Annotated in this window: 23 protein-coding genes and 5 tRNA genes; 14 read left to right on the top strand and 14 right to left on the bottom strand. The window is 49.3% G+C overall.

The window, feature by feature from the left end; all coding sequences use genetic code 11:
* The first annotated feature begins 105 nt into the window (after positions 1–105).
* From dcyD to sdiA, 4 genes are all read left to right on the top strand, one after another.
* Positions 106–1,092 (top strand): D-cysteine desulfhydrase, encoded by a 987-nt coding sequence (gene dcyD, locus GUC46_RS09435; protein WP_130714546.1) that lies wholly within the window; start codon positions 106–108, stop codon positions 1,090–1,092.
* Between the two features lie 21 nt (positions 1,093–1,113).
* Entirely contained in the window at positions 1,114–1,782 is a 669-nt protein-coding gene (gene tcyL / locus GUC46_RS09440) for a cystine ABC transporter permease (protein ID WP_003030474.1), read from the top strand.
* On the top strand, positions 1,779–2,531 hold the full coding sequence (tcyN, locus tag GUC46_RS09445) for an L-cystine ABC transporter ATP-binding protein TcyN (RefSeq protein WP_003030477.1): 753 nt from the start codon (positions 1,779–1,781) through the stop codon (positions 2,529–2,531). Before tcyL ends, tcyN begins: the two co-directional genes overlap by 4 nt.
* 230 nt (positions 2,532–2,761) lie before the next feature.
* Positions 2,762–3,484: a transcriptional regulator SdiA gene (sdiA, locus tag GUC46_RS09450; RefSeq protein ID WP_003030480.1), complete on the top strand. Its 723-nt coding sequence runs from the start codon at positions 2,762–2,764 to the stop codon at positions 3,482–3,484.
* Positions 3,485–3,550: 66 nt separating this feature from the next.
* Here the strand turns inward: sdiA and GUC46_RS09455 are convergent, their stop codons facing one another.
* The gene (locus GUC46_RS09455; protein WP_003030482.1) at positions 3,551–3,775 is read right to left on the bottom strand and encodes a DUF2594 family protein; all 225 of its coding nucleotides are present in this window, start codon (positions 3,773–3,775) and stop codon (positions 3,551–3,553) included.
* A gap of 459 nt (positions 3,776–4,234) precedes the next feature.
* Between GUC46_RS09455 and uvrY the strand changes: the two genes are divergently transcribed.
* From uvrY to GUC46_RS09485, 6 genes are all read left to right on the top strand, one after another.
* A complete protein-coding gene (uvrY, locus tag GUC46_RS09460; RefSeq protein ID WP_003030486.1) occupies positions 4,235–4,891 on the top strand; it encodes a UvrY/SirA/GacA family response regulator transcription factor in 657 nt (218 codons plus the stop codon).
* Positions 4,888–6,720 carry an excinuclease ABC subunit UvrC gene (gene uvrC, locus GUC46_RS09465; RefSeq protein WP_086503976.1) on the top strand — a complete coding sequence of 611 codons (1,833 nt, stop codon included), beginning with the start codon at positions 4,888–4,890 and terminating at the stop codon, positions 6,718–6,720. The genes uvrY and uvrC overlap by 4 nt, the downstream gene beginning before the upstream one ends.
* 55 nt (positions 6,721–6,775) lie before the next feature.
* Positions 6,776–7,324, top strand: a complete 549-nt coding sequence (pgsA, locus tag GUC46_RS09470) for a CDP-diacylglycerol--glycerol-3-phosphate 3-phosphatidyltransferase (protein ID WP_003030490.1) — start codon at positions 6,776–6,778, stop codon at positions 7,322–7,324.
* A 151-nt stretch (positions 7,325–7,475) separates the two neighbouring features.
* Positions 7,476–7,551: transfer RNA gene (locus tag GUC46_RS09475), tRNA-Gly, on the top strand.
* A gap of 51 nt (positions 7,552–7,602) precedes the next feature.
* Positions 7,603–7,676: transfer RNA gene (locus GUC46_RS09480), tRNA-Cys, on the top strand.
* A gap of 12 nt (positions 7,677–7,688) precedes the next feature.
* A tRNA-Leu gene (locus GUC46_RS09485) sits at positions 7,689–7,775 on the top strand.
* Positions 7,776–7,900: 125 nt separating this feature from the next.
* Here GUC46_RS09485 and GUC46_RS09490 read toward each other — a convergent pair.
* From GUC46_RS09490 to GUC46_RS09555, 13 genes are all read right to left on the bottom strand, one after another.
* On the bottom strand, positions 7,901–8,911 hold the full coding sequence (locus GUC46_RS09490; RefSeq protein ID WP_071692372.1) for a tyrosine-type recombinase/integrase: 1,011 nt from the start codon (positions 8,909–8,911) through the stop codon (positions 7,901–7,903).
* Positions 8,911–9,138: a DUF4224 domain-containing protein gene (locus GUC46_RS09495; RefSeq protein WP_065944714.1), complete on the bottom strand. Its 228-nt coding sequence runs from the start codon at positions 9,136–9,138 to the stop codon at positions 8,911–8,913. Before GUC46_RS09495 ends, GUC46_RS09490 begins: the two co-directional genes overlap by 1 nt.
* A 38-nt stretch (positions 9,139–9,176) precedes the next feature.
* Positions 9,177–9,428 (bottom strand): hypothetical protein, encoded by a 252-nt coding sequence (locus GUC46_RS09500; protein WP_130714547.1) that lies wholly within the window; start codon positions 9,426–9,428, stop codon positions 9,177–9,179.
* The gene (locus tag GUC46_RS24235) at positions 9,421–9,900 is read right to left on the bottom strand and encodes a dATP/dGTP pyrophosphohydrolase domain-containing protein (RefSeq protein ID WP_160180785.1); all 480 of its coding nucleotides are present in this window, start codon (positions 9,898–9,900) and stop codon (positions 9,421–9,423) included. The genes GUC46_RS09500 and GUC46_RS24235 overlap by 8 nt, the downstream gene beginning before the upstream one ends.
* A 384-nt stretch (positions 9,901–10,284) precedes the next feature.
* The gene (locus GUC46_RS09510) at positions 10,285–10,485 is read right to left on the bottom strand and encodes a hypothetical protein (RefSeq protein WP_142972720.1); all 201 of its coding nucleotides are present in this window, start codon (positions 10,483–10,485) and stop codon (positions 10,285–10,287) included.
* A 4-nt stretch (positions 10,486–10,489) separates the two neighbouring features.
* Positions 10,490–11,176 carry a tektin family protein gene (locus GUC46_RS24045; RefSeq protein ID WP_236654164.1) on the bottom strand — a complete coding sequence of 229 codons (687 nt, stop codon included), beginning with the start codon at positions 11,174–11,176 and terminating at the stop codon, positions 10,490–10,492.
* A complete protein-coding gene (locus GUC46_RS09525) occupies positions 11,173–11,625 on the bottom strand; it encodes a hypothetical protein (RefSeq protein ID WP_160180124.1) in 453 nt (150 codons plus the stop codon). Before GUC46_RS09525 ends, GUC46_RS24045 begins: the two co-directional genes overlap by 4 nt.
* Positions 11,622–12,452, bottom strand: coding sequence for a chromosome partitioning protein ParB (locus GUC46_RS09530; protein ID WP_130714549.1), 831 nt, complete (start codon positions 12,450–12,452; stop codon positions 11,622–11,624). Before GUC46_RS09530 ends, GUC46_RS09525 begins: the two co-directional genes overlap by 4 nt.
* A complete protein-coding gene (locus GUC46_RS09535) occupies positions 12,452–12,811 on the bottom strand; it encodes a hypothetical protein (RefSeq protein WP_225092854.1) in 360 nt (119 codons plus the stop codon). Before GUC46_RS09535 ends, GUC46_RS09530 begins: the two co-directional genes overlap by 1 nt.
* Positions 12,812–13,154: 343 nt before the next feature.
* A tRNA-Arg gene (locus GUC46_RS09540) sits at positions 13,155–13,231 on the bottom strand.
* Positions 13,232–13,309: 78 nt separating this feature from the next.
* A tRNA-Leu gene (locus GUC46_RS09545) sits at positions 13,310–13,435 on the bottom strand.
* A gap of 179 nt (positions 13,436–13,614) precedes the next feature.
* Positions 13,615–13,830 (bottom strand): hypothetical protein, encoded by a 216-nt coding sequence (locus tag GUC46_RS09550; protein WP_151564552.1) that lies wholly within the window; start codon positions 13,828–13,830, stop codon positions 13,615–13,617.
* A gap of 244 nt (positions 13,831–14,074) precedes the next feature.
* Entirely contained in the window at positions 14,075–14,734 is a 660-nt protein-coding gene (locus tag GUC46_RS09555) for a LexA family transcriptional regulator (protein ID WP_174335262.1), read from the bottom strand.
* Between the two features lie 92 nt (positions 14,735–14,826).
* Here GUC46_RS09555 and GUC46_RS09560 point away from each other — a divergent pair, with 92 nt between their 5' ends.
* From GUC46_RS09560 to GUC46_RS09575, 4 genes are all read left to right on the top strand, one after another.
* On the top strand, positions 14,827–15,024 hold the full coding sequence (locus GUC46_RS09560; RefSeq protein ID WP_032207801.1) for a Cro/CI family transcriptional regulator: 198 nt from the start codon (positions 14,827–14,829) through the stop codon (positions 15,022–15,024).
* Between the two features lie 25 nt (positions 15,025–15,049).
* Complete coding sequence (locus GUC46_RS09565; protein ID WP_160180131.1) at positions 15,050–15,514, top strand: YmfL family putative regulatory protein; 465 nt, start codon at positions 15,050–15,052, stop codon at positions 15,512–15,514.
* Between the two features lie 240 nt (positions 15,515–15,754).
* Positions 15,755–15,940 (top strand): DUF4222 domain-containing protein, encoded by a 186-nt coding sequence (locus GUC46_RS09570; protein WP_160180134.1) that lies wholly within the window; start codon positions 15,755–15,757, stop codon positions 15,938–15,940.
* Entirely contained in the window at positions 15,924–16,868 is a 945-nt protein-coding gene (locus tag GUC46_RS09575) for a conserved phage C-terminal domain-containing protein (protein WP_065944720.1), read from the top strand. Before GUC46_RS09570 ends, GUC46_RS09575 begins: the two co-directional genes overlap by 17 nt.
* The last annotated feature ends 1 nt before the right edge of the window (position 16,869 follow it).

The following is a 16,869-nucleotide window of genomic DNA, read 5'->3' on the forward strand; positions in this document are numbered from 1 at the left end:
TCATCCGCTGAAAAAAAGGCGCCTTTAACAGCGCCTTTTTTTATTTGATTGCGCCTGAACGTGCATAATAAAAAGAACATCACAACAACGAATACCGGAGGCTGTATGCCGCTGCATAACTTAACGCGCTTTCCACGTCTGGAATTTATTGGCGCGCCAACGCCGCTCGAATATCTTCCACGTTTCTCCGACTACCTCGGGCGCGATATTTTCATCAAACGCGATGACGTCACGCCGATGGCCATGGGCGGCAATAAGCTGCGTAAGCTGGAATTCCTGGCCGCAGACGCACTGCGTGAAGGCGCTGATACGCTGATAACTGCAGGCGCGATTCAGTCTAACCACGTTCGCCAGACTGCGGCGGTAGCGGCTAAGCTTGGACTGCACTGCGTGGCGCTGTTGGAAAATCCGATTGGCACCACGGCGGAAAACTATCTCACCAATGGCAACCGTCTGCTGTTGGATCTGTTTAATACGCAGATCGAAATGTGCGATGCGCTGACCGATCCGAATGCGCAGTTGCAGGAGCTGGCGACGCGCATTGAAGCGCAAGGGTTCCGCCCGTATGTGATCCCGGTTGGGGGCTCTAATGCTCTGGGGGCGATGGGTTATGTGGAAAGCGCGCTGGAAATTACCCAGCAGTGTGAAGGGGCCGTTTCGCTCTCTTCCGTGGTGGTCGCATCGGGCAGTGCGGGAACGCATGCCGGACTGGCCGTGGGCCTGGAACAACTGATGCCAGACGTCGAGCTTATCGGCGTGACCGTTTCGCGCAGCGTCGCCGATCAAAAAACCAAAGTTGTCACGTTGCAGCAGGATATTGCCCGTGAACTGGAACTGACGGCCTCAGCGGATATCCTGTTATGGGATGATTATTATGCGCCGGGCTACGGTACGCCAAACGAAGAGGGCATGGAGGCGGTAAAACTGCTGGCGCGCCTCGAAGGCATTTTGTTGGATCCGGTGTATACCGGTAAGGCGATGGCGGGTTTGATTGACGGCATCAGCCAGAAGCGCTTCAAAGATGAAGGGCCAATCCTCTTTATTCATACCGGTGGGGCGCCTGCACTGTTTGCCTACCATCCTCACGTGTAACAACCAGGTCGAAAAACGCTAATGCATGAAAGTATCCAACTGGTAATTGATTCCCTGCCGTATCTGCTCAAAGGCGCGGTTTTTACGCTGCAACTGAGTATCGGCGGGATGTTTTTTGGCCTCGTGCTGGGGTTTATCCTGGCGTTGATGCGTCTGTCGCCGCTGTTGCCTGTGCGCTGGCTGGCGCGTTTTTATATCTCTATCTTTCGCGGAACGCCGCTGATTGCCCAGCTGTTTATGATTTATTACGGTCTGCCGCAGTTTGGAATTGAGCTTGATCCCATCCCGGCGGCGATGATTGGCTTGTCGCTTAATACAGCCGCCTACGCTGCGGAAACCCTGCGTGCGGCAATCTCTTCCATCGACAAAGGACAGTGGGAGGCGGGTGCCAGTATTGGTATGACGCGCTGGCAGACCATGCGCCGGGCAATCCTGCCGCAGGCTGCGCGCGTTGCGTTGCCGCCGCTGAGCAACAGCTTTATCAGTCTGGTGAAAGATACCTCTTTGGCCGCCACTATTCAGGTACCGGAACTGTTCCGTCAGGCGCAGCTGATTACCTCGCGTACGTTGGAAGTCTTTACGATGTATCTGGCGGCCTCGTTGATTTACTGGGTGATGGCGACGGTGCTTTCTGCGCTGCAAAACTATTTTGAAGAACAACTGAACCGCCAGGAGAGAGAGCCGAAATGAGTGCTATCGAAGTCAGAAACCTGGTCAAAAAATTTCATGGGCAAACGGTGCTGCATGGGATCGATCTTGACGTCAAACCTGGTGAAGTGGTGGCGATTATCGGGCCGAGCGGATCGGGCAAAACCACGCTGCTGCGTAGCATTAATTTGCTGGAGCAACCGGAGGCGGGCACCATTAAAGTGGGTGAGATTACCATTGATACCGCGCGTTCGTTGACCCAGCAGAAAGGGCTGATTCGTCAGTTACGCCAACACGTCGGTTTTGTGTTCCAGAACTTTAATTTGTTTCCCCATCGGACAGTGCTGGAAAACATTATTGAAGGGCCGGTGATAGTCAAAGGTGAGCCAAAAGCTGAAGCGACAGCTCGTGCGCGTGAACTGCTGGCGAAAGTCGGACTGGCGGGCAAAGAAACCAGCTATCCGCGGCGTTTATCGGGTGGACAGCAGCAGCGCGTAGCGATTGCCCGGGCGCTGGCGATGCGACCTGAGGTTATTCTTTTTGATGAACCGACCTCCGCGCTTGATCCTGAACTGGTTGGCGAGGTACTTAATACCATCCGCCAACTGGCGCAGGAAAAACGCACCATGGTAATTGTGACGCATGAAATGAGCTTTGCTCGCGATGTCGCCGATAGAGCGATATTTATGGATCAAGGACGGATAGTCGAGCAGGGACCAGCAAAGTCCTTATTCACGCACCCGCAGCAGCCACGTACCCGTCAGTTTCTTGAAAAGTTTTTGATGCAATAAATAGTGTATATGGCACTCGCCGGGATTGTTTCTGGCGAGTGCTCTTCGCATAACTATTTATAATTATTGCTTTATTATTAACATTTGATTCTGTTACTTACTTCCGCTGTTGAGTAATACTCAAGTAATTGTTCATTTGTCCGATAATTTGCATATATAAAATACATTTATGTGTTAGCTTGTTTCATATGTTTGGATGATTATCAATCTCAGGGGCATTACCACTTAGTATGCAGGATCTTGATTTCTTCACCTGGCGACGGAGCATGCTGTTACGCTTTCAGGAAATGGCGACGGCAGAGGATGTCTATACGGAATTACAACAACAGACGCAGCACTTAGAGTTTGATTTCTACGCGCTCTGTGTTCGTCATCCGGTACCTTTTACCCGACCTAAAACGTCACTTCATACGACCTATCCCAAAGCATGGGTGGCGCATTATCAGTCCGAAAATTATTTTGCTATTGATCCGGTGCTGAAACCTGAAAACTTCAGCCAGGGGCATTTACCCTGGAACGATACTCTTTTTCGCGATGCGCAACCTTTGTGGGACGCCGCGCGCAATCACGGTTTACGCAAAGGGATGACGCAATGCTTAATGTTGCCTAACCGGGCGTTGGGTTTTTTATCTGTATCGCGTGCAAGTATCCGTAACAGTCGCCTTGCGAGCGATGAAGTGGAGCTCAGGATGCAGCTTCTGGTACGGGAAAGTCTGTCTGTACTGACGCGGCTGGAAGATGACATGGTTATGGCGCCAGAGATGCGTTTTAGCAAGCGGGAAAAGGAAATATTGAAATGGACGGCAGAAGGGAAGACCTCTTCAGAGATAGCCATCATTCTGTCGATTTCTGAAAATACCGTGAACTTCCACCAGAAGAATATGCAAAAGAAATTCAATGCGCCAAACAAAACGCAGATAGCCTGTTATGCCGCGGCAACCGGGCTTATCTGAGTAAATTATCGTTCTGAGTGTCAGACGCAAAACCGGCTGAGAGCATTGCTATCAGCCGGTTTCTTATTACTGGCGGTAAGCTTGTTTAATTTGCTTAACCGTGTTGGAAAATACCGCAGCCTGTGATTGATCTTCAATCAGCGCGAGCTGTTTTTCCATTTTAAGAATCACGCGGCCTGCATCGGCTTGACCCATTGCCTGCAGCATCAGCGTTAACATGGCTTTCAGGCAGGTGACTTCATTGGCCAGTTCCTGGTTATTCTCAGCAGTGGAAAAGTCAGGCGTACTCATTTATTTTCCTCGTTATGTTTCAATGAAAAAGTGCGATGTCAAATCTTAAGGCGGCGGAGTATACCATAAGCGAGGCTAAAAATATCTGTGGTTGTTTTTTGCGCGGACCAATGTTGTGGACATTAAAATAAACAACATGTTGCAGTGCATATATTTTCTCCACATGTTGTTTATTTCGAGTATTTTCCTCGTTAATTATTGTTACAACTTTGACTGCCTGGTTTGCATTCAGCGAAGGAATATGATCTTTTTGTCACCATTATGAAACAGCTACACAGATATAACCGTGGCAAAAGGTTACCAGTACTGAAAGTTTCCACTCGTCGTACAATCTAATTTCCAAAAACGAGAGCAAAATCGAAAGTCGGGCGTTTTTTACATTTCAAAGTTGAGATAAAACCCGTTAACATAGGACCGATTAACTATCGGTAGCGTTATCCCTATTCTGGAGATATTCCTTTGATCAACGTTTTTCTTGTTGATGACCACGAACTGGTGCGCGCAGGGATACGACGCATTCTGGAAGATATAAAAGGCATAAAAGTTGTCGGCGAAGCGTGCTGCGGTGAAGATGCGGTAAAATGGTGCCGCTCAAATTCCGTTGACGTTGTGCTGATGGATATGAATATGCCCGGTATTGGCGGTCTGGAAGCAACCCGCAAAATTGCGCGTTCCACGGCAGACATTAAAGTGATCATGCTGACGGTACACACCGAAAACCCATTACCTGCAAAAGTTATGCAGGCAGGGGCCGCAGGGTATCTCAGCAAAGGCGCCGCCCCCCAGGAAGTAGTGAGTGCGATTCGTTCGGTTTTTTCCGGGCAACGGTACATTGCCTCCGATATCGCTCAGCAAATGGCGCTCAGCCAGATTGAGCCTGAGAAAACGGAAACCCCGTTTGCCAGTTTGTCTGAACGCGAGTTGCAGATTATGCTGATGATCACCAAAGGTCAGAAGGTTAATGAGATCTCAGAGCAACTGAATCTTAGTCCTAAAACGGTGAACAGCTATCGCTATCGAATGTTCAGTAAATTAAACATTCATGGCGATGTAGAGCTGACTCACCTGGCAATTCGCCATGGCCTGTGTAATGCGGAGACATTAGCAAGCCAGTGACAGATCAGTTTGATGCCAAAGCGTTCCTGAAAACCGTGACCAGCCAGCCCGGCGTCTATCGTATGTATGATACCGCCGGAACGGTTATCTATGTCGGGAAAGCGAAAGACCTGAAAAAAAGGCTTTCCAGCTACTTCCGTAGTAATCTTGCGTCACGCAAGACCGAAGCGCTGGTCGCGCAAATCCAGCAGATTGATGTCACGGTAACGCATACTGAAACCGAAGCGTTATTGCTTGAGCACAACTACATCAAGCTATATCAGCCGCGTTATAACGTATTGCTGCGTGATGATAAATCCTACCCCTTTATATTCCTTAGCGGCGATACCCACCCGCGTCTGGCGATGCATCGTGGGGCAAAGCATGCCAAAGGCGAGTACTTTGGACCGTTCCCTAACGGTTATGCGGTGCGTGAAACGCTGGCGCTGTTGCAGAAAATATTCCCTATCCGCCAGTGCGAAAACAGCGTTTATCGCAACCGTTCTCGACCTTGTCTGCAATATCAGATTGGCCGCTGTCTCGGCCCGTGTGTCGCGGGTCTGGTGAGCGAGGAAGAGTATGCTCAGCAGGTCGAGTATGTTCGTCTGTTCCTGTCCGGAAAAGACGATCAGGTGTTAACACAGCTGATTACCCGCATGGAAAAGGCCAGCCAAAATCTCGAATTTGAAGAGGCTGCGCGAATTCGTGACCAAATCCAGGCCGTACGCCGCGTGACCGAAAAACAGTTTGTCTCTAATACTGGAGACGATCTGGACGTCATTGGCGTGGCGTTTGACGCTGGCATGGCCTGTGTGCACGTTCTGTTTATTCGCCAGGGTAAAGTGCTGGGCAGCCGCAGCTATTTCCCTAAAGTACCCGGTGGTACGGAACTCGGCGAGGTCGTCGAAACCTTTGTCGGGCAGTTTTATCTGCAGGGGAGCCAGATGCGTACCTTACCCGGGGAGATCCTGCTCGATTTCAATCTTAGCGATAAAACCCTGCTGGCAGACTCTCTGTCTGAACTGGCCGGACGGAAGATTAACGTGCAGACGAAACCGCGAGGGGATCGCGCGCGTTATCTGAAGCTGGCGCGGACCAACGCGGCAGTGGCGCTCACCACGAAACTTTCTCAGCAGTCGACGATTACGCAACGTCTAACGGCGCTGGCCTCCGTATTGAAGTTACCTGCGGTGAAGCGTATGGAGTGCTTCGACATTAGCCATACGATGGGGGAGCAGACGGTAGCCTCCTGCGTGGTTTTTGATGCCAATGGCCCGCTGCGTGCAGAATATCGGCGTTACAATATTACCGGCATTACGCCGGGTGATGATTATGCGGCGATGAATCAGGTCTTACGTCGGCGTTATGGTAAGGCGATTGAAGAAAGTAAGATTCCGGACGTCATATTGATCGACGGCGGTAAAGGTCAGTTAGGGCAGGCGAAAGCCGTTTTTGCTGAACTGGACGTTCCCTGGGACAAACAGCACCCACTCTTGCTGGGGGTGGCAAAAGGGGTCGATCGTAAAGCAGGTCTGGAAACACTGTTCTTTGAGCCGGAAGGTGAGGGCTTTAGTCTGCCGCCGGATTCGCCTGCATTGCACGTTATCCAGCATATCCGCGATGAATCTCACGATCATGCGATTAGCGGGCATCGTAAAAAGCGGGCGAAAGTGAAAAGCACCAGCACGCTTGAGACCATCGAAGGTGTCGGACCAAAGCGTCGCCAGATGTTGTTGAAATATATGGGAGGTTTGCAAGGTCTTCGTAATGCAAGTATCGAAGAAATTGCAAAAGTGCCGGGTATTTCGCAAGCTCTGGCAGAAAAGATCTTCTACTCGTTGAAACATTAGGCCCTCTGTAGCAACATAGGGGTAATTTCACTGACAACAGATAGTTATCCGTCATATGCAATTTAATATCCCTACGTTGCTCACGCTGTTTCGCGTCATCCTGATCCCATTCTTTGTATTGGCTTTTTACCTGCCATTCACCTGGGCTCCCTTTGTTTGTGCGCTGATCTTCTGTATCGCGGCGGTCACAGACTGGTTTGACGGTTTTCTGGCTCGCCGCTGGAACCAAAGCACGCGTTTTGGCGCCTTCCTCGATCCGGTCGCTGATAAAGTGCTGGTAGCTATTGCGATGGTACTGGTGACAGAGCATTACCACAGCTGGTGGGTGACGCTCCCTGCCGCAACAATGATTGCGCGTGAAATCATCATCTCTGCACTACGTGAATGGATGGCCGAACTGGGTAAACGCAGCAGCGTAGCCGTATCCTGGATTGGTAAAGTGAAAACCACTTCACAAATGGCTGCACTGGCCTGGCTGCTGTGGCGTCCAAATATCTGGGTTGAGTATGCTGGGATCGCACTTTTCTTCGTCGCCGCGATACTGACTTTGTGGTCAATGTTCCAGTATTTGAGCGCTGCACGTGGAGATTTGCTTGATCAGTGATCGTTTCGACGCAAATTTCAGCAAACGATCGTTAGTGGTGAAAAATATCGTTGACTCATTGCGTCAGGTAAGTAGAATGCAACGCATCGAACGGCAGCACTGATTGCCAGACGATAACAAAATCAAGTGATTAACAAAGTTACTTGGTGATGCGGGAATAGCTCAGTTGGTAGAGCACGACCTTGCCAAGGTCGGGGTCGCGAGTTCGAGTCTCGTTTCCCGCTCCAAATTAGAGGCATCGGCAATAGCGGATGTCGGCTGAAAAGCCAGAAGATTTCGGCGCGTTAGCAAAGCGGTTATGTAGCGGATTGCAAATCCGTCTAGTCCGGTTCGACTCCGGAACGCGCCTCCAATTTCTTCCCGAGCCCGGATGGTGGAATCGGTAGACACAAGGGATTTAAAATCCCTCGGCGTTCGCGCTGTGTGGGTTCAAGTCCCACTCCGGGTACCATGGGAAAGAATAGAATAATCAAAGCAATAAGCAGTGTCGTGAAACCACCTACGGGTGGTTTTTTTGTTTTTGTGCTCTATGTTCACCATTGTTTCGCCATTCAGGTTCGCCATAAAAAGAGGGCATTACTGCCCCCCAACGACCGGAACAACTGAAATTCTTCGATTATATCTCGCTGTTTGTGAGGCGTTTTTATGACCTGAAATTTCTTGTTTCTCACTCAGCGTACCTTCAAGATCCGAAATTCCTTTGGCTTTTAGATCATGGAAAGTGAACTGGAAATCGAGGTCTGGATATTTTTCTGCAGCAAGTTTTTTAGTCTTCATCCATTGCGCATTAAAAGCATCGCGGGTGTATCGAAGACCTGATGGCTGGTGGATGACAAAAATACTTACCATCCCGCTGTTGAGAGGAATGCTGTCAGCAAGATTAACGGCATCCTCCAGACGTTTTGTCCAAGCCTTGATCTGGCTAACTGCGGTTTTACTCTGCTGAATTAAAATTCCTTCGCTCAATATTTGACTCTTTTTGAGGTCAAGAATATCTCCCTGGCGGGCGCAACATAGATATGCCAACTCCATTGCAACTTTTACGGGAACAGAAGCAACACTATAAAGTGCATCATATTCCCTATCGCTAATATAACGGGTTCGCGCCTGTTCTTTAAATTGCTTAACGCCCTGACAAGGATTCATCTTCACCTTTCCTCGCTCGTATGCCCACCGGAAAACCCTGGACATAAATGCTTTCTCGCGGTTTGCCTGAACTCTGCTCTTAACACCTCGTTTATCCATATATTTTCTGATGTGCTCTGGCTTGATGTTATCCGGCTTCATTTTTCCGAAAACAACATTCACCTTTGAACTGTATTTTCTGTAGTCTTTACGTGTTTCAGTTGCTAACTCGTGGAAATCACCGGAATTAAAGAACTCTTCGCAAAGAGCATTGAAGTTCGTACCAACCTTTAAATCGTTTATGAAGTTTTCGTAAGCTGCCCATACCTGCGATTTTGTTAGGTCAGGATTGCACAACCTGACGGTACGACCATCTGTTGTGCGAAACTCATAAGCAGATTTTCCCCGACGAACGCGGGGAGGCATCCAGTTATCATCGGGGTTTTTGCGAGCTCTAGACATTACATATCCTTAAAGTTTGGTTCTTCTTCCTCTGGATTGCTCACTATCAACTTAAGGCCAACCGGGTTTGATACATGATCCCATGTTGTTCCTGGTCTGCCGTCCTTACGTGGGATAAAAAATACTCCACTATCCCTCAGAGCTTTACACTGTAGGGAAGGGCGACGATAACCAGTTAATTGATAGAGGTCATCTGGAGTAAGAAAACGTTGGATTTGTCCGCTCATACATAGTTCTCCACTTAAACCGGCTGCACCCGGTTACTTCATTCTGTAGTTACTGAAGCGCTGCCAGCCTTGCAACGATCCATCAGCGATTGAGCCGTTACCGTTAGAAGGTTTAAATCTGTTTCAGAGCCGTGCATTATCACTGCTAGGCGCGATAGCATAGCCCTTTCGCTAGCGCTCTTTCTTATTTCTCTATCAAGGTCAGCTTGGAGTTGAATAACCCACCGGGCAAGCTCTCCCTTTTCACCGCTTTCGCGCCGCATATCCTCCAAACGGTATTTATCAATCATTACTATTATCCTCGCAGCAGTAGTGCCAACCCTCTGGGTCAGTAGATAAATGCCCGCAGATATCGCATTCAATTTCCGGAAGCATCAGTTCTGATTTCTCTTTGATGTGTAAACATGGCTCACCGTCTTTCGGCTCCGGCCATTCGCGCTGTTTGTTAACCGCCAGCTTTTCTAACATCGCCTGGGTAATCTGATCATCACTGATACCGGCACGGCGTTGCGCATCCCATAACAGGAATTGCATGTCAGCCCATTCGCTCAGGTCGCCTGGTTCCGCAGCAGCCTCGATCGCTTCTTTGGAAAGGTGCTTTAGCGGACCAACGGGACCGACATCACCGAATGTTTCATCTGACCATGCTGCATGTTCACGGCGTACTTGGTCGCGTTCCGGCGCTGGTGCGTCGTCCCATTCCCTAATAACTGCCGCAAGTTTCTCAGCGTCAGATGCAGAAATATCGCCATCAATAAACATGACTGGCTGCACTACTGTTGCTGGCGGTGCGGTTAGTTTCTTCGGGAGCAGCACCCAACCATCCGGAGTTACCGGAGAGTTGCCAGCCTGAAGCATGGCGACGCAGTGGTTCCACCAAGCAGCTCTAATGATGGCATCACCAATGCTCATGTCGGGATTCTGACGACACAATTCCTCCCAGTGCTGTACTGGAAGCTGAAGCGGAGCTGGCTCAGCACCAAACGCAGCTATCGCCCCATCAATCACCTTCACAGCATCAGTCATTGCATAGCCGAGATTTCCGCCGTCGCTTTGTGCTGCTGCTTTGCTGAGTATTTCGCGTATCTGGTGCAGGCGATCGAGTGATACAGGACCGTTCGCCGGGTGGTTGTTAGTTGTCATGGGTTAGTCCTCTACCTTGTTTCCGCAATGCGGGCAGTAATTGAACTTACGGGCGAATCCAGGATGCGGAACGGCAAAGCGTTTGGTTTTCTCGTTCCAGTCAGCAATTACGATTTCAAAATTTGCGACCGCATTAGCCCAGTCACCGGAAAGAACTGGCTGCGATCCAATCAGGCCGACAATACAGCGATTACATTTTTCCACTGACTCACTCCCCCTTCACGCCAATGCCAGCGGCGCGGTTAATGCGTTCAAGTTCTGCACGCGCCACATTGCACCACCCGGCACCATGTTGCAGATAAAGATTCATAAACCAGTGAATCACGGCTGCTTGCTCATGCTCAGATTTACGCCTGATTTCCATGCCATCCATACGCAGAAATTCAGCAAACTGGCTGCACATGAAATTTGGACGCCCTAAAATGCTTACAAGGTCGTCATTCAATGGCGGTAAAACTGGCGCTTTTGTAGTTGCCTGCTCTGCATCAAATAACCACGCATCAACCGGATTTAGTGATTTTTCAACTGGTGCTCCTCCTGACTGATACATCAGCGCCTTTGCACGCAAAAACAAATCATGCTCACCGATGCTACGCGCCTCCAGTTCTGCAATGCGCTTCTCTGCGGCTTCAAGTAACGCCTGTTTATCACGTAGCGCTTCCTCCAGTTCAGCAACATGACATTCGCTATCAATGAGGTTGTTCTCTACGGATTTCAGCTCATCCTGCATAGATGATTGAGCCTTTTGCCACAGCTCCCAAGCCTTTTGCATGGTTGGTGAAACGTAATACCCAAAGCGCTTGAATTGACTGGTGACCTTAACCGCATGCGTTTCGTTGTAATATTCCTCAAATTCTTCGCGCGACCTTAACGCCTGTTTGTTGAGTGCTGTCATTGGGCTGCTCCAGTTCTAAGTTGAGCCATTCGCAAAGCTGATTCTGCGATGTTGTCTTCTTCGGTTTTCAACGGCTCCAAATCCACCTCGCCTTCCAGAGCGTTAATTACCCACTGACCGAATGGAGTGATATTGCGGATTCCATGAGGACCTTTGCCTGCCAGACCTATTTCAACAAGACGCGCCATCGCTTCAGCGCCAATGTCATATCCTTCGCCGTCTTCACATGTTTCATTGAAACGCATTAAGGCGTTGATATCTTGCTCCTGCAAGCGAGGCCAGTGACCCGCCGCCAACTCCCTGCACTTGCTCTTGGCGTTAGCGAGTTGTACCGCAAGGTCTGTGAGTTTTGCCCGCAATCTATCCTCACAATTATGTGAACCGCTCATACCGCGCCGCCATGAAAAACCGCAGTCGCAATAAAAAACATTATTTTTTTCGGTAATCATGATGTTTCTCCATGACGCTGAGCGGCGATAGCTTTGTGCTCGTCGATAATTTCAACGACTTCTGCATGTACCAATCCTTCGAGAGCGATAACACCTGTGTCGCTTATACCCACCAGGCTGATCAGCTCTACAAGGCGACGCGCTTTCTTAATGCTAATTTCGGGCGCTATAACGCTGCGGGTGACTTTTTTCTTGCCTTTGGCAGCAGCAGAAGCTTTATCCTTCTGGAGAACCTCACCGGCCTTTTCGCCGAACTCTTTTACGCGGTCAACAGCCACATCTACGGACACGGCCCCTGATTTAACTTCATTCTGAACGTCTTGGTTAGCAGTGCTGAGAAGCAGGAGTTTTTCTACAGTCGGTAAAGACTTGTTGACCAGCTTTGCAATCTCGCTGGTGGTCTGGTTGAAAGCGTTATGAAGCTCCTGAATAACAGCAGCCTGTTCAATATCGGAAAGGGGGAGTTGGTTATTACTGGTCATGATGCGAGCCAGACGCTGAACATCGTTACCGTTAAACGGCATGATATGAATGCGGTCTACTGGCTTACCAGCTTCAGCACAACGTGCGTAGCAACGACGGCGGCGGTGGCCTTCAACAACCCACACACCACCTTCATCACGTGCGATAACCTCCAGCGGAGGAACGGTGCCGCCGTTCATCAGATAGTTAAACAGGTCGTCATCTGCCTGGCGGGTGCGTTCGTCGTCTTCACGTTTGTTGAAACCTTCACGCACGTGGATATGTTCAAGGCTGATAAACATCCCGGTATCGGTGCGCTTGATGGTCCCGTCACGTGACATCTGTTTGAATGAGTTAGCTGCCATCACTTAGCCCCTTCATTCATCACAACATTAGTTACCGGAGTTAGCTCACGCAGTTCGCGCTGAGCCTCCAGAAGGTGCATGTTGCTACGTGTTTTTGTGTGTCTTTCAACAATGCGATCGCATTCTTTTGCCCAGCAGACAACGTCATCGCGTAATACGGTGTTCTCAATAGCCAGCGACTTACGTTGTTCCATTGACTCGCACAGTGCAACGCTGACGATATCAAGGCGGTTAGCCAGTTCGGTCATGATCCCGCGGTAAGCAACAGGAAGGAGAGGGGCCGCTTTACGGGCTGCATCGATCAACTGCTCTCTTGTCATGCGTGGTTGTAACTCAGTGACGTTCTGTGTGGTCGTCATGGTTAGTTTCTCCGTGTTATATGCGCCCTGCACGGCGCTGAATTTTGGTTGCACGAATCCCTCGCCAAAAGGCGAATAAAAATTTTGGTTTCGTTTCAGTAAATGCCCCATGAAGAGGCACTTAGTGAAACGGGCGACTGCAATCGCCGGTTAGTTTCTCCACTCAATTGAAAGCGCGTTCCGCTAGTTTTGGATTTAACGAACTGGCACTTAATGACAAGGGACAGAACGCGCTTTCAGTTGAGTAAAAGGGCGGTACCAGGGACTTCAAAGGTTGGTACTAGTACCGCCAAGACTCCACACAGCTTTCTTACTTCCTGGTACCACGCTGGCTACGTGATTCTGGTGCAGCATGCAGGATTCGAACCTGCGACCCACGGCTTAGAAGGCCGTTGCTCTATCCTGCTGAGCTAATGCCACAACTGGAAGCGCACTCCACCTGTTTCACACCCGTCACCCATAACTGGTAAGTAAAGGAGTGCGCTTTCATGTTGTGAATTGTGCTGCCGGGACTCGAACCCGGATAACGTCTGGCCAGCCGCATGAGATAACCTGGGTTATGATCCTTGGTTAGTGCTCAACTCCTCCTTCAGGAGGCGCTCTACCCTTTTGAGCTACAACACAACGAAAAGAGCACTACCGCGTTTCTGCCGTTCCATCCTGGCTTTTGGTACTGCTACGGCTGCGAGATATTTTTTGCATGCCAGCGCTCTTTTCGTTGTGTACCTGGATTACACCGGTTCCCATCTGTTTTTAAAGCCACTCAGGTATCGTCTGGGTTTGATCGTCTTTCGCTATGTTCTCTATTTAGTGCGGCGGTTATAGATGGTGAACGCATCTGCTTCGTTCAACTTCCCGGCAACCAACCGCCAACTCTTTGCTATTCCACCTTTAACGTGTCGACAGTAGTTTTCGCAGAGCTTCCATACCTGAAAAACTTCACCTTCACGGGTCATACAGTAGTGGATCCCTCTGCTGTTGAACTTGTCTGCTACGTATTCCCGTTTCGCCACCGTCATACCTCATAAATCCATTGTTCAGCTAGCCAGCTTTGTCCTCGAAAAGATGGCTGCCACAAAGTGTGGGAAGTGACAGCCATTACAGGATGCCGAGGCATCACCAGATGAATGTAACTATGGGTTCGTCTGGTGTGTTTTAAATGTACCTTTAGTTATCATTACGGTCAAGTAAGTTAATGTACTTTTTGTTACCTTGAAGGCGAAAAAAATGCCAGAATGATATCTGGCATTAGAAATGAGTTACTTAGATGTTCTGCGTTATCTGAACAACTTTGCCTACAATGCGGCAATTGCCATCAATGGGGATCGGCTTAAAGGCGGGATTAAGCGGCATGAGATATGAGTAAGGGCTATCCCAAACAAGTTTCTTCACAGTCGCTTCTGCTGAACCATCAAGTATTGCTACGACAATTTTCCCATACAGGTCATCAAGTTGTCCGTAATGTGGCTCAACAATAACGATTGAGCCCTCCGGAATTGATGGAAGTCCATGTGGGTTAGTCATTGACTCACCACGAACCACCAATCCGAAAACTTCACCAGAAACGTTTGCTGTGGTTTGAGTCCATGAAATCACATCAGTAAGCCTTGAGCATGCATAGGTATCAGTCCATACCCCGGCCTGAACAGCAGAGATAATAGGAACGGCGGTAGGTGGCTTCAGGTATGGGATAACTTTGGTGTCATCTTGAGTCTCATCACCCTTGCCGTAAAGAATCCATTCAGGAGTGGTCTGTAAAGCCATCGCTAGTTGGTGAAGGTTTTCTCCGTCAGGCTTAGTTGTACCGTTCTCCCATTTGGTAACGGACACTCTACTCACCCCAAGGCGTTTAGCCAGGGTCTGCTGAGTTATATCGAGCTGGACTCGCCGGGATCTTATTCGGTCTTTCATCTCTGTTTTCATGTAACCAATGTTACATTGATTCCTTGTAACTGTTGTTTGCTATTTAATGTACCTTTTGTTACCTTTAAGGCGTGAGTTAACCAGGAGGAACCATGCTTAAAACTGACGTCATAGAACACTTCGGAGGGGTATCAAAAACCGCGAGTGTTTTGGGAATTTCCCATCCTGCAGTGTGCAGATGGGGTGATGTGATCCCTCAGAAGCAAGCTTTTGTTATCGAACGTATCACTAAAGGCAAGCTTAAATACGATGCCAGCCTTTACCAAAAGTCTACAGACACAGCAGCTTAAACATAACTACCAAAGGAAAAACAAGATGGTAGAGCAAACCCTGAAAGAAGTAGTGAAAGCGATGTGTAAGGCGTACCCCGGAGGCCGTCAGGCTATGGCTGGTGCGTTGGGCATGTCAGAAACCCAGTTCAACAACAACCTTTACGAGAAAAACGGTTGTCGTTTCTTTGAAGTAACTGAGTTGGAAGCGATGGAAGACATTTCCAACACGTCATTCGTTGCCGACTACTTTGCTAAACGTCGCGGTGCGCTGCTGGTGGACGTACCAAACCTGGAAGATCTGGACCGTGTTGACTTGTTTAGCCGTGCAATGCGCACAGCAGCTGCAAGAGGGCAGGTTGATCAGATTATCCAGAAGGCGCTTGAGGATGGAGTGATTGAAAAGCATGAAGCAGAAGAGATTCTGGAACATCACCGCCGTCATCTGGCAGCGCGTGAAGAAGAAATCCGCGCGATTGTGGCCTTATTCAGCCGCCGTCAAAAGAAGTGACGCCAGCGAGTGTGCAGCTCCTGGCGTCGTGGCGTGTCGTATTCAGTGGAGAAACTAACGCATGAACAGTTTAAACCGATTCAGACCAGCTAAGCAATTCAGATGTCTTCCTCTGGTGGGGAAGAACTCCCCGTTCGGCTATGTGGAGATCATAAATAACCAGGAGGATGGGGACAACTACCAACCTGCCGGGTTGATGGTAGAGACGTTTGTTCAGATGAACGAGAAGGGGCGTGAAGAATGGCTGAAGTTAACCGGCGATTCAAAGACCACCGAGGAGTCCCAGTCAAAGTCATCAGATGGGAGCCCCAGACTGGACGCGTTATATACCTTCGAGAAGGGTACGAGCATGAGTGCTTCAGCCCTCTTGAGCAATTCCAGCGCAAATTTACAGAGTTAAAGGACGACCATGAGCAGAATATTTGACATCGTCCAGTCTATGTCTGGTCAGAAGAACGTTATTGTTCTTCCAAGGCCATACTTGCTGTTTTTCAAGGATGACCAGCAGGCCCATGCGCTCGCAGCCGTTCTTAACAACCTTGTTTTCTGGTCAGCGTTTGGTTCAGAAGATGGATGGTTCTATAAAACCCATAAGGAGCTTGGCCAAGAAGCGGGTGAGCTAACTGAGGATCAAACAGAGCGACTGGTCAAAAAGATTATTACTAAATACCTTCCTGGCGTATTTGAAACGTGCTCTAAGAAAGTAAATGGCACCCCAACTAAGCATTATCGAATGGATGGTGACCTGCTTATTTCTCTAATTTTTCCTGAGAAATCTGAGACCGTGAAAGTACGGAATGGAAAGCGTGAAAGTGCGGGAACCATTCCGCGAAGCCGCGAAAACAAAACCGCGAATAACGGGAATCATGGAAATCGCGAAAGTGCGGAATCCTATCTCTATACAGACGTTAAACCAGACTTAGACATACAGACTAATAAACCTTCTTGTCCGGTTGCGGCGCAACCAGACCGTGAAGTGTTGATCACTGACCAGGCCAAATCGGTGTTATCTCACCTGAACCAGGTCACGAACTCACGCTACCAGGTTTCAACCACGTCAATGCAAAACATCCGAGCACGAATCGGCGAAGGGTTCACCGTTGAAGAGTTGTCGCTGGTGGTGGATTACTGCAACGCGAAGTGGGGTGATGACCTGAAGATGTCTGATTACCTGAGACCACAGACGCTTTTCCAGCCGTCCAAGTTCCCGGGATATCTCAAGTCTGCAAATAACTGGGACAAAGCTGGCCGACCTGAACGAGTGAATGGGGAATGGGCCCGTGAAGATGGCATCTTCAAACCCAGCTTCAAGAACACTGATTACAGCGCTATTCCACCAGGGTTCAGGGGGTAAC

The sequence above is a fragment of the Citrobacter sp. LUTT5 genome (genome assembly GCF_009905315.1).
Taxonomy (GTDB): Bacteria; Pseudomonadota; Gammaproteobacteria; order Enterobacterales; family Enterobacteriaceae; genus Citrobacter; species Citrobacter freundii.

Excerpts from the sequence above, each read along its gene's own strand:
- dcyD (WP_130714546.1), top strand. The coding sequence starts at position 106 with ATGCCGCTGCATAACTTAACGCGCTTTCCACGTCTGGAATTTATTGGC.
- GUC46_RS09455 (WP_003030482.1), bottom strand. The coding sequence starts at position 3,775 with ATGAGTACGCCTGACTTTTCCACTGCTGAGAATAACCAGGAACTGGCC.
- GUC46_RS09570 (WP_160180134.1), top strand. The coding sequence starts at position 15,755 with ATGGCTGAAGTTAACCGGCGATTCAAAGACCACCGAGGAGTCCCAGTC.
- GUC46_RS09565 (WP_160180131.1), top strand. The coding sequence starts at position 15,050 with ATGGTAGAGCAAACCCTGAAAGAAGTAGTGAAAGCGATGTGTAAGGCG.
- GUC46_RS09495 (WP_065944714.1), bottom strand. The coding sequence starts at position 9,138 with ATGAGCGGACAAATCCAACGTTTTCTTACTCCAGATGACCTCTATCAA.
- pgsA (WP_003030490.1), top strand. The coding sequence starts at position 6,776 with ATGCAATTTAATATCCCTACGTTGCTCACGCTGTTTCGCGTCATCCTG.
- GUC46_RS09525 (WP_160180124.1), bottom strand. The coding sequence starts at position 11,625 with ATGATTACCGAAAAAAATAATGTTTTTTATTGCGACTGCGGTTTTTCA.
- GUC46_RS24045 (WP_236654164.1), bottom strand. The coding sequence starts at position 11,176 with ATGACAGCACTCAACAAACAGGCGTTAAGGTCGCGCGAAGAATTTGAG.
- GUC46_RS09490 (WP_071692372.1), bottom strand. The coding sequence starts at position 8,911 with ATGTCTAGAGCTCGCAAAAACCCCGATGATAACTGGATGCCTCCCCGC.
- GUC46_RS09560 (WP_032207801.1), top strand. The coding sequence starts at position 14,827 with ATGCTTAAAACTGACGTCATAGAACACTTCGGAGGGGTATCAAAAACC.
- GUC46_RS09550 (WP_151564552.1), bottom strand. The coding sequence starts at position 13,830 with ATGACGGTGGCGAAACGGGAATACGTAGCAGACAAGTTCAACAGCAGA.
- GUC46_RS09500 (WP_130714547.1), bottom strand. The coding sequence starts at position 9,428 with ATGATTGATAAATACCGTTTGGAGGATATGCGGCGCGAAAGCGGTGAA.
- GUC46_RS09555 (WP_174335262.1), bottom strand. The coding sequence starts at position 14,734 with ATGAAAACAGAGATGAAAGACCGAATAAGATCCCGGCGAGTCCAGCTC.
- GUC46_RS09575 (WP_065944720.1), top strand. The coding sequence starts at position 15,924 with ATGAGCAGAATATTTGACATCGTCCAGTCTATGTCTGGTCAGAAGAAC.
- GUC46_RS09535 (WP_225092854.1), bottom strand. The coding sequence starts at position 12,811 with ATGACGACCACACAGAACGTCACTGAGTTACAACCACGCATGACAAGA.
- GUC46_RS24235 (WP_160180785.1), bottom strand. The coding sequence starts at position 9,900 with ATGTTTATTGATGGCGATATTTCTGCATCTGACGCTGAGAAACTTGCG.
- tcyN (WP_003030477.1), top strand. The coding sequence starts at position 1,779 with ATGAGTGCTATCGAAGTCAGAAACCTGGTCAAAAAATTTCATGGGCAA.
- GUC46_RS09530 (WP_130714549.1), bottom strand. The coding sequence starts at position 12,452 with ATGGCAGCTAACTCATTCAAACAGATGTCACGTGACGGGACCATCAAG.
- sdiA (WP_003030480.1), top strand. The coding sequence starts at position 2,762 with ATGCAGGATCTTGATTTCTTCACCTGGCGACGGAGCATGCTGTTACGC.
- tcyL (WP_003030474.1), top strand. The coding sequence starts at position 1,114 with ATGCATGAAAGTATCCAACTGGTAATTGATTCCCTGCCGTATCTGCTC.